Source organism: Pseudomonas sp. GW823-FHT06E10 (assembly GCF_058794995.1).
In genome coordinates, this window is sequence record NZ_JBXAHJ010000004.1 from 422,784 (window position 1) to 436,292 (window position 13,509).

General features: G+C 61.4%; 11 protein-coding genes. 2 read left to right on the top strand and 9 right to left on the bottom strand.

Annotation, left to right across the window (positions count from 1 at the left end):
* Positions 1-123: 123 nt before the first annotated feature.
* The 6 genes from AC1Q6Y_RS09670 to AC1Q6Y_RS09695 form a co-directional block, all read right to left on the bottom strand.
* The gene (locus tag AC1Q6Y_RS09670) at positions 124-303 is read right to left on the bottom strand and encodes a hypothetical protein (RefSeq protein WP_057715012.1); all 180 of its coding nucleotides are present in this window, start codon (positions 301-303) and stop codon (positions 124-126) included.
* Positions 304-459: 156 nt separating this feature from the next.
* Positions 460-1,629 (bottom strand): lactonase family protein, encoded by a 1,170-nt coding sequence (locus AC1Q6Y_RS09675; protein ID WP_492624468.1) that lies wholly within the window; start codon positions 1,627-1,629, stop codon positions 460-462.
* Positions 1,622-1,960 carry a DUF5629 family protein gene (locus AC1Q6Y_RS09680; protein ID WP_492624469.1) on the bottom strand — a complete coding sequence of 113 codons (339 nt, stop codon included), beginning with the start codon at positions 1,958-1,960 and terminating at the stop codon, positions 1,622-1,624. Before AC1Q6Y_RS09680 ends, AC1Q6Y_RS09675 begins: the two co-directional genes overlap by 8 nt.
* Before the next feature lie 120 nt (positions 1,961-2,080).
* The gene (locus AC1Q6Y_RS09685; protein WP_492624470.1) at positions 2,081-3,661 is read right to left on the bottom strand and encodes an aldehyde dehydrogenase (NADP(+)); all 1,581 of its coding nucleotides are present in this window, start codon (positions 3,659-3,661) and stop codon (positions 2,081-2,083) included.
* A 10-nt stretch (positions 3,662-3,671) separates the two neighbouring features.
* Positions 3,672-4,664: an AraD1 family protein gene (gene araD1, locus AC1Q6Y_RS09690; protein WP_492624471.1), complete on the bottom strand. Its 993-nt coding sequence runs from the start codon at positions 4,662-4,664 to the stop codon at positions 3,672-3,674.
* 160 nt (positions 4,665-4,824) lie between these two features.
* Positions 4,825-6,147: an MFS transporter gene (locus AC1Q6Y_RS09695; protein ID WP_090455022.1), complete on the bottom strand. Its 1,323-nt coding sequence runs from the start codon at positions 6,145-6,147 to the stop codon at positions 4,825-4,827.
* A 194-nt stretch (positions 6,148-6,341) separates the two neighbouring features.
* On the opposite strand from AC1Q6Y_RS09695, the gene AC1Q6Y_RS09700 reads away from it, so the two are divergent.
* Both AC1Q6Y_RS09700 and AC1Q6Y_RS09705 read left to right on the top strand, forming a co-directional pair.
* Positions 6,342-8,078 (top strand): IlvD/Edd family dehydratase, encoded by a 1,737-nt coding sequence (locus AC1Q6Y_RS09700; protein WP_492624472.1) that lies wholly within the window; start codon positions 6,342-6,344, stop codon positions 8,076-8,078.
* Between the two features lie 172 nt (positions 8,079-8,250).
* Complete coding sequence (locus AC1Q6Y_RS09705; RefSeq protein WP_032829613.1) at positions 8,251-8,970, top strand: FadR/GntR family transcriptional regulator; 720 nt, start codon at positions 8,251-8,253, stop codon at positions 8,968-8,970.
* A 176-nt stretch (positions 8,971-9,146) separates the two neighbouring features.
* Here AC1Q6Y_RS09705 and AC1Q6Y_RS09710 read toward each other — a convergent pair whose 3' ends face one another.
* From AC1Q6Y_RS09710 to AC1Q6Y_RS09720, 3 genes are all read right to left on the bottom strand, one after another.
* Positions 9,147-11,531, bottom strand: coding sequence for an efflux RND transporter permease subunit (locus AC1Q6Y_RS09710; RefSeq protein WP_057715020.1), 2,385 nt, complete (start codon positions 11,529-11,531; stop codon positions 9,147-9,149).
* A 28-nt stretch (positions 11,532-11,559) separates the two neighbouring features.
* A complete protein-coding gene (locus tag AC1Q6Y_RS09715; protein ID WP_154860107.1) occupies positions 11,560-12,612 on the bottom strand; it encodes a WD40/YVTN/BNR-like repeat-containing protein in 1,053 nt (350 codons plus the stop codon).
* A 621-nt stretch (positions 12,613-13,233) separates the two neighbouring features.
* A partial coding sequence (locus tag AC1Q6Y_RS09720; protein ID WP_492624473.1) for a hypothetical protein occupies positions 13,234-13,509 on the bottom strand: 276 nt, incomplete at its 5' end.

The following is a 13,509-nucleotide window of genomic DNA, read 5'->3' on the forward strand; positions in this document are numbered from 1 at the left end:
GATGCTGTCGCAAATGCGTTATGCAGGAGCGACATCACTCTGATCGTTTTCAACACCTGTTTTTCAACATCAGGCTCTTCGATCATCAGTGACTTCGCTCCTGCATAAAGGCAGGGCTGACGTTCAGGCTTGGGTTTTGTGATCCAGCGCGGCGTAGAAGTTGGCGCTCTGTTGCAGGTACTTCGGGGTGTAGCTCTGGGTGTGGGCTTTTTTGTCGCTGATTTCAACGTTGGCACTGGCTGGCAGCGCAACGGTGGCGGAAATGGCGGAAGCGGCGATGACAGAGAAGATGTTGAAGTTCATGGCAGTATTCCTCGGATTCGGTTGGCTTGCTTGCCCGGTGGGGCTGTGAAGCAAACTTAACCCTCGAGGGTTCGTGCCTTGAAATGCTTTGTAGCAGTACCAGATATCAGCGTCATTGATAAAAGCAGGCAGGCCCCATCAACCGGGGCCTGCGGCTTATTGACGCAGTAGAAACCTGAGGTCGCTCGGGGCATCCATCGGCAGTTTTTGCACAGTCTTGCCCAGCAGACCGGTCCTGACGTCGCGTTCGACGACGACAATCTGGTTGCTCTTCTGGTTGGCGATCAACAGGAATTTGCCGCTCGGATCGAGGCTGAATTCCCGCGGATGATCGCCCTCCACCGCCCGCCGTTGCAGCTCACTGAGGTGGCCGGTCGCCGGATCGATGGCAAACACCAGCAGTTGATTGGCCGTGCCACGGTTGCTGACGTAGAGGAACTTGCCGTCAGCCGAGGCATGCAACGCCGCCGCAGCCTTGTCCGATACCGGTTGCCCGGCAGCCAGATCGACCATCTGCGTCTGTTCGAGTTGGCCGTCGTGGTAATCGAACACCGCCACTTGCGCGCTCATTTCCATGGTCAGCCAGGCGTGTTTGCCATCGGCGCTGAACAGCAGGTGGCGCGGCCCGCTGCCCGGCGGCAGTTGCACGAATGCCGGGGTGGCCGGGGTCAACGGCAGTTCCGGGTTGGCCTTGGGGTCGAAGCGGTAGGCAAACACCTTGTCGGCGCCCAGGTCATTGGCGAACACGTATTTGCCGTCCGGCGACGGGATCGTCGAGTGCACATGGGCCGATGCCTGGCGCTCGGGATTGACCCGGCTCGCCGGGTGGCTGCTCATCTGCACCACCGGTTTGAGCTTGCCATCGGCCGTCACCGGCAATACCGCCAGGGTGCCGCCCGGGTCTTCGGCCACCGAGTAATTACTGACAAACAAATGGCTGCCATCGATGCTGAGGCTGGAATGGGTCGGCTCGTTGCCCAGGCTTTGCACCTGGCTGACCAGGCTCAGCGCGTGGGTCTTGGGATCGATCGCGAAACTGCTGACACGCCCTACCGGATCGGTCTGGCCAGGGCCGTTTTCGTTGACCACGAACAGGTGTCGCTGGTCCTTCGACAGGGTCAGCCACGACGGGTTTTCGCTCTTGATCACTTGCAGGGGGCTGGCATCGATCTGCCCGGCGCGGCTGTCGAACGCCAGGCGGTAGATGCCCTGGCTTTGACCAGCGGTGTAGGAGCCCACCAGCAGTTGATAGTCCTCGGCGGATGCGAACTGAACGCCCATGGCGCCGATGCTGCCGGCCATCAACAGTGGCCAGAGGTTACGCATCGTCTTGTTCGTCTTCTTCGTTGTCACCGCTGATGACATCGCCCAGGCACACCAAACGGTGTTCACCCGAGTCACCGGTGATCAACCAGCTTTGCAGCGTAGAGTCGAAGGTCGCGGCCTGGACCTGCGCCGGAGTGAACTCCCAGTGTTTGGCCGCACGGCCATCCATGCATTCAATGTGCAGGTTATCGAACTCGTCGAGGGCGAATTCGAAGGCATGCAGCCCGTCGATCTCCACCATTCCGCAGTGTTCGAGGGCATTGAGCAAGGTGTCGGTTGGGGAAGTCATGGCAATCAATCTTTGAATGAGAAAGACGCAATGATAGCTCATGCACCACCTCCCCTGTAGGAGCGAGCCTGCTCGCGATGGCGGACAGCCAGTCAACATCTGCATTGACTGGACTACCGCTATCGCGAGCAGGCTCGCTCCTACAGAGATTGTGGTCAGCCGCTAGAGTGCCTCGCGGGACGACTGCCCATCCACCAGTCGCTGGATGCGCAGCGGATTGCCGTTCTTCAGTGCATCCGGCAGCAAGCTGTCCGGGTAGTTCTGGAAGCACACCGGGCGCAGGAAACGATCGATGGCCAGTGTGCCCACCGAGGTACCGCGCGCATCGGACGTTGCCGGGTAAGGCCCGCCGTGGACCATCGAATCGCAGACTTCCACGCCCGTCGGATAGCCATTGAGCAGGATGCGTCCGACCTTCTGCTCCAGCAACGCCGTCAGCCCGGCGAACTGTTCGAAGTCTTCCGGCTCACCGATGACGGTGGCGGTCAACTGGCCGTGCAGGCCATTCAGGGCGGCCATCAGTTGCGCATGATCGGCCACTTCAACCACCACCGTGGTCGGACCGAACACTTCCTCCTGCAGCACTTCATCGCCATCGAGCAGCAGGCTGACATCGGCCTTGAACAACTGCGGCTGTGCCTGATTGCCCTGTTGCGGATTGCCGGCCAGGTGCTCAATCCCCGGATGCCCGAGCAGTTTTTGCAAGCCCTGACCGTAGCTGCTCAGGGTTCCGGCGTTGAGCATGGTTTGCGCCGGCTGATCGCCCATCAACCCGGCCACTTGCTGCACAAATGCGCTGAACGACGCAGAGCGAATGCCAATCACCAAACCGGGATTGGTGCAGAACTGCCCGCAACCCTGGACCACCGACGCAGTGAGGTCCCGGGCGACCGTGTCGGCCCGCGCCTGCAACGCCTCGGGCAAGACGATCACCGGGTTGATGCTCGACATCTCGGCAAACACCGGAATCGGTTGTGCACGGGCCGCCGCCATGTCGCACAAGGCTCGACCGCCCTTGAGCGAACCGGTGAAGCCCACGGCCTGAATTGCCGGATGCTTGACCAGCGCCTCGCCGACGCCACCGCCGTAGATCATGTTGAACACGCCGGCCGGCATCCCGGTTTTCTCGGCGGCTCGAATGATCGCGTCAGCCACCCATTCAGCCGTGGCCATGTGACCGCTGTGGGCCTTGAACACCACCGGGCACCCGGCGGCCAGCGCCGAGGCGGTATCGCCGCCGGCGGTGGAGAACGCCAGCGGAAAGTTGCTGGCACCGAACACCGCCACAGGCCCCAAGCCGATACGGTATTGACGCAGGTCCGGACGCGGCAACGGTTGACGCTCCGGCAATGCCCGGTCGATCCGTGCGCCGTAGAAATCACCGCGACGCAGGACTTTGGCAAACAGGCGCATCTGCCCGCTGGTGCGTCCACGCTCGCCTTGAATCCGGCCGGCGGGCAGCGCCGTTTCGCGGCAGACCACAGCGACAAAATCATCACCGAGGGCATCCAGTTCATCGGCAATGGCCTCGAGAAACTGCGCCCGCCGCTCCGCGCTCAGGCTGCGATAGACCGGATACGCGGCCGCCGCCGCGCCGGCCGCCGCATCGACTTCCTGCGCTGTCGCCTGATAAAAGGCGTGAGGCAAAGCCTCGCCCGTTGTTGCATCGACACTCTGCAACTTGATGCTACCGGCGGCGCTGCGCTGGCCGCCGATGTAGTTGTGACCAAGGATCCGGGTCATGGGTAACTCCTCAAAGTGTGCCGACGGTGCCGGGCGCGAAAGCCGCTGCGACGGGTGCGATGCCGTTGATCAACGGCGCGCCGAATTCAGCCTGGGTGATCTCGAACACGTCACCCGGTTGCGTGCGAATGCCGTCGGCAAAGGACAGGGTCGCCGTGCCGAAGAAGTGAATGTGCACGTCCCCCGGGCGCAGGAACTGGCTGTACTTGAAATGATGGAATTCGAGGTTGGCGAGGCTGTGGCACATGTTCGCCTCGCCGCTGAGAAACTCGTTCTGCCACAGCACTTCGCCGTCACGCAGGATGCGGCTGGTGCCCGCCAGATGCTGCGGCAGTTCGCCAACCCGCAGTTCCGGACCATAGCTGCAGCTGCGCAGTTTCGAGTGGGCCAGGTACAGGTAGTTCTTGCGCTCCATGACGTGGTCGGAGAACTCGTTGCCCACGGCAAAACCCAGGCGATACGGCTTGCCGTCGTGACCGATCACGTACAGGCCAGCGATCTCCGGCTCTTCGCCGGCATCTTCGGCAAACGGCGGCAAGGGAAACGGCTGGCCCGGCCTGACGACGATGCCGCCATCGCCTTTGTAGAACCACTCCGGCTGCACACCGGCTTCATCCACCGCCGGCTTACCGCCCTCCACGCCCCATTTGAAGATGCGCATGGTGTCGGTCATCGCGGTTTCATCGCCACTTTGCTGGTGCATCTTGTCCCGGGCCGAGGCGCTGCCCAGATGCGTCAGGCCCGTGCCGCTGATCAGCATGTGCGCCGGGTCCGCATGGTCCAGGGGCGGCAGGATGCGCCGTTGTGTCAGCAACTCGGCATAGTCGTGGCTGATGCCCAGCCCCAGGCTCTGTACCTGTTGCTCAAGGCTGGCGCCCGCCTCGATCGCCGCCAATGCCAGATCGCGAACGGTGCGCGTGTCCTGTACTTCTCGGACCAGGCCCGCCTCGACCACGCCGACACGACGTTCGCCGTTACTCAATTCGAACTGAACCAAACGCATGAATTTTCTCCTGTTAACCCAGAACCTGGGCAAACACGACTCCCTGTGGGAGCGGGCTTGCCCGCGATGACGGCGGCACATTCAACATTGATGTGCCAGACAGATTGCTATCGCGGGCAAGCCCGCTCCCACAGGGTCCGTGATGATTTGTTGTTTCCTGTCAGGTGCGCGAAGCCCCACGTGCACTTGCTGCAAATTGATCGGCTGGCAGGACGTGTTTGCGTTCCAGCAAGCGATACACCACACCGGTCAACACCAGCCCGAACACCATCACCCCCGACAGGAAGTACAGGCCCGAAGCCAGGTTGCCGGTGTATTCCTTGAGTGCGCCGATCACGAACGGACCGAGGTAACCGCCGAGGTTGCCCACCGAATTGATCAACGCAATCCCCGCCGCCGCACTGGCACCGGCGAAGAAGCGGCCCGGCAAGGTCCAGAACACCGCCGTGCAGGAGAACAGTGCAAACGCCACCAGGCACAGCGCCGCCAGTTGCAGCACAGGCACCGACAGCCAGGCGCTGAGAAACAGGCCAATCGCACCCAGCACGTAAAGCACGGCGAGGTGGCCGTAGCGGTCGTTCAAGCGGTCGGAACTGCGCGGGATGATCAGCAGACCGACGATGCCAAAGATGTACGGCACCGCCGAGACGAATCCGGTCACCAGGTCGCTGCCGCCGAACTGCTTGATCAGGGTCGGCAGCCACAAACCCAGGCCATAGATGCTTAGGGTCACCGGCAGGTAGAACAGTGCCAGCAGCAGGACGCGCTTGTCCTTGAGGGCGTGCAACGGGTTGCCGTGACGGGTCTGGCCGTAGGCATCCAGATCCTTTTTCAGCTCGCCGCTCAGCCAGTCCTTTTCCGCCTGGTCCATCCACTTCACTTGCTGCGGGCCGTCCGGCAGGTAACGCAGCACCGGCCAGGTCAGCAGGATCGCCGGGGCGCCAATGACGATGAACAGCCACTGCCAGCCGTGCAGCCCCAACACGCCGTCCATGCCCAGCAAGCCACCGGACACCGGGCCGGTGATCATCATTGCGATGGGTTGCGACAGGATGAACAGCCCGAGGATCTTGCCGCGATGGCGCACCGGGAACCATTGGGTGATGTAGTACAGAACGCCCGGGAAGAACCCGGCTTCGGCGGCGCCGAGCAAAAAGCGCATCACATAGAAGCTGTTCGGCCCCTGGACGAAGGCCATGCCGATGGTGATGGCGCCCCAGGTGACCATGATCCGCGCGAACCAGCGCCGTGCGCCGAAGCGGTCGAGCATCAGGTTGCTGGGGATTTCCAGCAGGAAGTAGCCGATGAAGAACAACCCGGCGCCAAGACCGTAGGCGGCATCGCCCAGGCCGATGTCTGCGCCCATGTGCAATTTGGCGAAGCCGACCGCGGAGCGGTCCACATAGGCGATCAGGTACAGCAGGATCAGGAAGGGAATCAGTTTCAGCGTGATGCGGCGGATAAGCCGCAGTTCCTGGCTCATGAGAACGGTCTCCGATTGTTGTTGTTATAGAACCTCGGGGGACGCCTCTCGCGAAGAATTCGCCAGGGCCATCCCTCCGTTTGAGCGGACTATATAGTAATACTTTTTACTCAACAACACTTCCAAAGCGCACAATTTGCGCTTATGTTACGCCTCAGCTCGAACAATATAGTCATACAATAAGAGAATCGATCATGTCTGATAAGAAACCCACCCTGCGCTCCGCCCAATGGTTTGGCACCGCCGACAAGAACGGCTTCATGTACCGCAGCTGGATGAAGAATCAGGGCATCGCCGACCACCAGTTCCATGGCAAGCCGATCATCGGCATCTGTAACACCTGGTCGGAACTGACCCCGTGCAACGCGCATTTCCGCCAGATCGCCGAGCACGTCAAACGCGGCGTGATCGAGGCCGGGGGCTTCCCGGTGGAGTTTCCGGTGTTCTCCAACGGCGAATCGAACCTGCGCCCTACCGCCATGCTCACCCGCAACCTGGCGAGCATGGACGTGGAAGAAGCCATTCGTGGTAACCCGATCGATGGCGTAGTGCTGCTGACCGGTTGCGACAAAACCACCCCGGCCCTGCTGATGGGCGCCGCCAGTTGCGACGTGCCGGCCATCGTCGTCACCGGCGGGCCGATGCTCAACGGCAAGCACAAGGGCAAGGACATTGGCTCCGGCACCGTGGTCTGGCAGCTCAGCGAACAGGTCAAGGCCGGCACCATCAGCATCGACGATTTCCTCGCGGCCGAGGGCGGTATGTCCCGCTCGGCCGGCACCTGCAACACCATGGGCACCGCCTCGACCATGGCCTGCATGGCCGAAGCGCTCGGCACCTCCCTGCCCCACAACGCGGCGATTCCGGCCGTGGACGCGCGCCGTTATGTGCTGGCGCACATGTCCGGCATGCGTGCCGTGGAGATGGTGCGCGAAGACTTGAAGCTGTCGAAGATCCTCACCAAGGAAGCCTTCGAAAACGCCATCCGCGTCAATGCCGCCATCGGCGGTTCGACCAATGCAGTGATCCACCTGAAAGCCATCGCCGGGCGCATCGGCGTCGAGCTGGACCTGGACGACTGGACCCGTATCGGCCGCGGCATGCCGACCATCGTCGACCTGCAACCGTCCGGGCGCTTCCTGATGGAAGAGTTCTACTACGCCGGTGGCTTGCCGGCGGTGCTGCGTCGCCTCGGCGAAGCCAACCTGATCCCGAACCCGAACGCCTTGACCGTCAACGGCAAGTCCATCGGCGAGAACACCAGGGACGCGCCGATCTATGGCGAGGACGAAGTGATCCGCACCCTCGACAACCCGATCCGCGCCGATGGCGGCATCTGTGTGTTACGCGGCAACCTGGCACCGCTGGGCGCCGTGCTCAAGCCGTCCGCCGCCACGCCCGAACTGATGCAGCATCGCGGCCGTGCGGTGGTGTTCGAGAACTTCGACATGTACAAGGCACGGATCAACGATCCGGAACTGGACGTGGATGCCAACTCGATCCTGGTGATGAAGAACTGCGGGCCGAAGGGTTATCCGGGCATGGCCGAAGTGGGCAACATGGGCCTGCCGGCCAAGCTGCTGGCCCAGGGTGTGACGGACATGGTGCGTATTTCCGATGCGCGCATGAGTGGCACGGCGTACGGCACGGTTGTGCTGCACGTCGCCCCGGAGGCCGCTGCCGGCGGTCCGCTGGCCGCAGTGAAGGAAGGCGACTGGATCGAACTCGATTGCGCCAGAGGCCGCTTGCACCTGGATATTGCGGACACCGAGCTGGCCGCACGCATGGCCGATCTGCAACCGCCACAGAACCTGATCGTCGGTGGGTATCGTCAGTTGTACATCGACCACGTGCTGCAAGCGGACCAGGGTTGCGACTTCGACTTCCTGGTCGGTTGCCGTGGGGCTGAAGTGCCCCGTCACTCCCACTGACACCCCCCCTTGTAGGAGCGAGCTTGCTCGCGATGGACCCGAGACCGCCGCGGGGTGTCAGGTTCCCCACGTTATCGTTGACGTCCATCGCGAGCGAGCTCGCTCCTACAGTCGACTCGCCGCGCCTGCTATCATGCGCGACACCTCTTCGCACAGGACCGTGCCGTTTCCCATGGATTACCGCAAACCCTCCGACCGCAAAAGCATGCACTCGCGCATCGTCCAGGAATTGGGCATGCAGATCGTCTCGGGACGTTTCCTGCCCGACGACAAACTGCCCGCCGAAGCGCTGTTGTGCGAAGAATATGCGGTCAGCCGGCCGGTGCTGCGTGAAGCCACCCGGGTACTGGTCGCCAAGGGCTTGGTGTATTCCCGCCCGCGGGTCGGCACCGTGGTCAAGCCGCGCAAGGACTGGCACATGCTCGATCCGGACGTGCTGCACTGGTTGATGCAGAGCAGTCCGCAGAATCAGTTTTTCGACCTGCTGACCAGCGTGCGCAGCATCATCGAACCGGCCGCTGCCGCCCTCGCCGCGCAATTCGCCACGGAAGCGGATATCGCCTCCATCGGTGAGGCCTACCAACGCATGGAAGCCGCACCGACGCCGGAGGCTCTGTTGCAGCCGGACCTGGACTTCCACAGTCGCATCGCCGACGCCACGCACAACGACTTGCTGGCCAACCTGTGCAACATGCTCTCGGTGGCCATCGCCGAAGCCTTGAAGCATTCGAACCAGCGGCCGAACCTGCATGAACTGGCGCTGCCCCGGCACAAGGCGATCCTGACCGCCATCGAAAACCGCGACGCCCTCGGCGCGCGGCATGCGACGTTGGTGCAACTGGACGATGCCCGCAGCGCGCTGAATGTGGTGCTTGGCAGCGATCCCGCCTGATCACCGAAGAACCCTGTGGGAGCGAGCTTGCTCGCGATGGCGGCCTAATGTTCGATATCAATGCGGCTGACACTCCGCTATCGCGAGCAAGCTCGCTCCCACAGGTTCCAGGGCGAAACCATCGGGCATAAAAAAGCCGCAACCCAAGGTTGCGGCTTTTTTGTTTCAGCTGTCGATCAGTGGGCGAACAACGAATTGCCCTTCTGCCCCGCCAGTTTCTCCGGCTTGATCAGGAACCGCGCCAGTGCCGGCAACAGCCACAGCGCACCGAACATGTTCCACAGCAACATGAAGGTCAGCATCAGACCCATGTCGGCCTGGAACTTGATGGCCGAGAAGATCCAGGTGCACACGCCGATGGCCAGGCACAGACCGGTGAACAGCACCGCCTTACCGGTGGACTTCAGTGTCTGGTAGTACGCCTCTTGCAGCGGCAGGCCGGCACGCAGGAAGCTTTCCAGGCGGCTGTAGATGTAGATGCCGTAGTCCACGCCAATCCCCACCCCGAGCGCCACGACCGGCAGGGTCGCCACTTTCACGCCGATACCCATGAAGGCCATCAGGGCATTGCCGAGTACCGAGGTCAGCACCAGCGGCAGCACGATGCACAAGGTCGCCGCCCACGAACGGAAGGTGATCATGCACATGACCGCGACGCAGATGTACACCAGGACCAGGATGGTCAGTTCGGACTTCTTGATCACCTCGTTGGTGGCCGCCTCGATCCCGGCGTTACCGGCAGCGAGAATGAACTCCAGGCCTTCCTTGTTGTTTTCCTTGGCGAACTCCTGCACCGCATGTACCGCGCGATCCAGGGTCTCGGCCTTGTGATCGTTGAGGAACACCAGCACCGGCGCCACGGAACAGCTGTTGTTGTACAGGCCGTCAGCGCGAGCAATCGAGTTGTTCAACACATCAGGGTTACGCGACAGGGTTTCCCATTTCAGGTTGCCCTCGTTCATGCCCTTGATCATTTGCTTGGACACGGTCACCAGGGAAATCGCCGACTGCACGCCCTCGGTGTTCTGCATCTTCCACATCAGCTCGTCGATCGGCGCCATGGCTTCGTAGCGCGAACAGCCTTCGGACTTGGTCTTGACCATCACCACCAACACGTCGGAGCTGGTGGAGTAGTTGTTGATGATGAAGTTGTTGTCCTTGTTGTAGCGCGAGTCCGGACGCAGCTCCGGGGCACCCTGATCGAGGTCGCCGATTTTCAGGTTCTGGCTGTACCACAGGCCGCCGCCAAAGGCGACCAGTGCCAGCAGAATGGAAACCGGGGCCACTTTCGCGCTGGCAAAGTTCGACAACAGGCGCCAGAACGGATGCTCGCGAGTCGCGTCCTTTTTGCTGCGGTCGACGGCACGCTTGCTGATGCCGACATAGGAAATCGCCACTGGCAACAGGATCAGGTTGGTGAACACGATCACCGCCACACCGATGGATGCGCCGATGGCCAGCTCACGGATCACACCGATATCGATGATCAGCAGCGTGATGAAACCCACGGCATCGGCGAGGATCGCGATCATCCCCGGCAGGAACAATTGACGGAAGGTGCGACGCGCCGCCGTCAGGGCGTTGTCCGCCTCACTCGATTGCAGGGCGATCCCGTTGATCTTCTGCACGCCGTGGGAAATACCGATGGCGAAGATCAGGAACGGTACCAACATCGAATAGGGATCGAGCCCGAAGCCGAAGAAGTGCATCAAGCCCAGTTGCCAGACCACTGCCACCAGCGTCGTGCTCAACACGGCGACCGTACTGCGCAGGCAGTTGGTGAACCACAGCAAGAGGATCAGGGTGATGACGAAGGCAACGCCGAAGAACATCACCACCATCACCAGGCCATCGATGAGGTCACCGACTTTCTTGGCGAAACCGACGATGTGGATCTTCACGTTCGGGTTCTGTGCTTCGAACTTGGTGCGGATCTTGTCCTCAAGCTCGTGGGAGAACTGGCGATAGTCCAGCGCCAGCAGCTTGCCCTGGTCCTGCGGGTCCGGGTAGGACTCCAGCAACGGAATGTCGACGATGCTCGATTTGAAATCGTTGGACACCAACCGCCCGACCTGACCCGACTTGAGCACGTTGTTGCGCAACAGATCGAGGCTGGCCTGGGAGCCGTTGTAGCTTTGCGGAATCACTTCACCGCCGGCGAAGCCCTCTTCAGTCACTTCGGTCCAGCGAACGCTGGGGCTCCACAGCGACTTGAGGCCGGAACGGTCGACGCCGGAGATGTAGAACACCTCGTCGTTGATCTGACGCAGGGTCTCCATGTACTCCTTGGAGAAGATGTCGCCATCGGTGGCTTCCACCGAGATCCGCACGGTGTTGCCCAGGTTCGCCAGATCGTTGCGGTGCTCCATCATCTTCTGGATGAAGGGGTGCTCCAGCGGGATCATTTTTTCGAAGCTGGTGGACGGACGGATCAGCGTCGCCTGCCAGAACAGAAAAATACTGACCAGCAGGCAGATCGTGATCACTGCCGGGCGGTTGTTGAAGATCAGGCGCTCGAGGAACGTCGCCTTGTCCTGGTGATGAGTACTCAAGGAAGTCATAGCTCCGCCTTCTTATTATTAACCCGGCTCATTTGCCCGACTCGGTGCCGCTTGGCGAAGTGACGCGAACGCCGCCCTGCCCGGCCAGAACCAGATTGCCATTGCCTGCCGCAGTCACTGCCGAGACGGAAATACGGTCCGGACGGTTGACCACCTTGAAGGTTTCGCCATTGTCACTGCTGCGAATGACCGAACCGCCGTTGCCGACGATCACGATGGAACCATCGTCGAGCAGCGTACCGCCGGACAGCCCGAACTCCAGGTCGCCACGTTCAGCCTTGAGCTCGACCTGGTCCCAGGTCGTGCCGAAATCCGTGGAACGGTAAAGATTGCCGCGCAGGCCGTAGGCCAGCAACGTATTGGACTGCGCCGTACCGATCACGCCGAACAGCGAGCCTTCGTACGGGCCTTCGAGTTTCTCCCAGGTCTGGCCCCAGTCCGCGGAGCGGAACATGCTGCCCTGCTCACCGACGATGAACAGCCCGGCGTCCTTGACCGCGGCGATCGCGTTCAGGTGGTACTGGTCTTCGTTATCCAGGCGGTCGCTGGCGTCTTCCCAATGCTTGCCACCGTCGGTGGTTTCCATCAGCGAGCCGTAGGCGCCCACGGCAAAGCCGCTGTCGACGTCCTTGAACCAGACATCGAGCAGCGGCGATTCGCGTTTCAGATCTTCGAATTGCTTGGTCCAGGTCGCGCCGCCGTCCTCGCTGGCGAGGATCTGCGCGTCATGGCCGACGGCCCAGCCGTGCATGTCATCGACGAAGAACACCGACGTCAGCAGGGCCCGGGTCGGGACCTTGGCCTGGGTCCAGGTAGCGCCCTGGTCATCGGAATACAGGATGTGCCCACGATCCCCGACCGCCACCAGGCGCTTGCCGGCGTGGACGACATCGAGCATCAGGCTTTTGGCAGCCTTGGCGGATTCAATGGAATAAACAACGTCGGATGCCGGCGCGGCCGCGGCCAGCGCAGGCGCCGACAGCATGGCAGAGCCCAACACCGAGAGCGCTGTGGCCAGCAACGCGAATTTGCGTAATGCCGGCGGGCGGCAGATACCCACACCCATGACAGGCTCACTCATAGACCTTCTCCCATTATTATTGTTAGGTCGTTCAACCTTACTGGGCGCCGCAAGGGTGCGTGTCCGGACCGGCTGTTTCAGAGCATAGTCCTGAAACCCGCAATCCAGAGCCCCTTCGGAAGCTGGCCTATCCTATCGGTGTTTTTTAATGTCTGACAATCGACGCCACGTTATCTTTTGTTAACCGGGGGGATGGGGGTGGGGTTCTGAATGGTTGGGTATCAGGTGGGGTGATTGCGGTTTTGGTGTTTGGTGTTTGGTGTTTGGTGTTTGGTGTACATATCCGTTGCTGCGGTAACGGCGGCTTTTCCAATCGGCGTACATATCCATTTCTGCGGTAACGGCTGCTGGCGGTTTCGCTCTTACAGCGAGTCCCTTTTTCAAACGCCAAAAAGGAACCAAAAGGCTTCGCCCCGGCGTACGGCACCTCGCCAAGGCTCGGTGTTCCCTCGCTACGGTGTCCATCAGGGGGCATCGCCTACGGTCTGCTTCGCGACGACCTCCTCTCGATGTGTTCGACTTCGTCGAACGGCGCTACGCGCCTAACCCCCTGATGAACACCTACGCTCGGCCTGCCGAAGGGGCGAAAGATCAAAAGCCAGATCAAGATCAAGATCAAGATCAAAAGCCAAAGCCAAAGCCAAAGCCAAAGCCAAAGCCAAAGCCAAAGCCAAAGCCAAAGCCAAAGCCAAAGCCAAAGCCGTAGATGGGGGTTCTGAAAATTTTGTGCAACCAGATAGGATTCAAGCGACTGGCAGGCCGCCATCGCGAGCAAGCTCGCTCCCACAGAAGAGCAGAGCAAAAGCTGGGCCGCGTCACCCCACGCTCTTCACCACTCATCAGGCCGAGCGTTAGCTCGCCTGCAGCTCTTGATCTTGATCCACCCGCCCCCTCGGA

What these genes read in the sequence shown, in the direction of transcription:
- AC1Q6Y_RS09700 (WP_492624472.1), top strand. Translation starts at nt 6,342, where the DNA reads ATGTCTGATAAGAAACCCACCCTGCGCTCCGCCCAATGGTTTGGCACC.
- AC1Q6Y_RS09705 (WP_032829613.1), top strand. Translation starts at nt 8,251, where the DNA reads ATGGATTACCGCAAACCCTCCGACCGCAAAAGCATGCACTCGCGCATC.
- AC1Q6Y_RS09715 (WP_154860107.1), bottom strand. Translation starts at nt 12,612, where the DNA reads ATGAGTGAGCCTGTCATGGGTGTGGGTATCTGCCGCCCGCCGGCATTA.
- AC1Q6Y_RS09680 (WP_492624469.1), bottom strand. Translation starts at nt 1,960, where the DNA reads ATGAGCTATCATTGCGTCTTTCTCATTCAAAGATTGATTGCCATGACT.
- AC1Q6Y_RS09710 (WP_057715020.1), bottom strand. Translation starts at nt 11,531, where the DNA reads ATGACTTCCTTGAGTACTCATCACCAGGACAAGGCGACGTTCCTCGAG.
- AC1Q6Y_RS09685 (WP_492624470.1), bottom strand. Translation starts at nt 3,661, where the DNA reads ATGACCCGGATCCTTGGTCACAACTACATCGGCGGCCAGCGCAGCGCC.
- AC1Q6Y_RS09670 (WP_057715012.1), bottom strand. Translation starts at nt 303, where the DNA reads ATGAACTTCAACATCTTCTCTGTCATCGCCGCTTCCGCCATTTCCGCC.
- AC1Q6Y_RS09675 (WP_492624468.1), bottom strand. Translation starts at nt 1,629, where the DNA reads ATGCGTAACCTCTGGCCACTGTTGATGGCCGGCAGCATCGGCGCCATG.
- AC1Q6Y_RS09695 (WP_090455022.1), bottom strand. Translation starts at nt 6,147, where the DNA reads ATGAGCCAGGAACTGCGGCTTATCCGCCGCATCACGCTGAAACTGATT.
- araD1 (WP_492624471.1), bottom strand. Translation starts at nt 4,664, where the DNA reads ATGCGTTTGGTTCAGTTCGAATTGAGTAACGGCGAACGTCGTGTCGGC.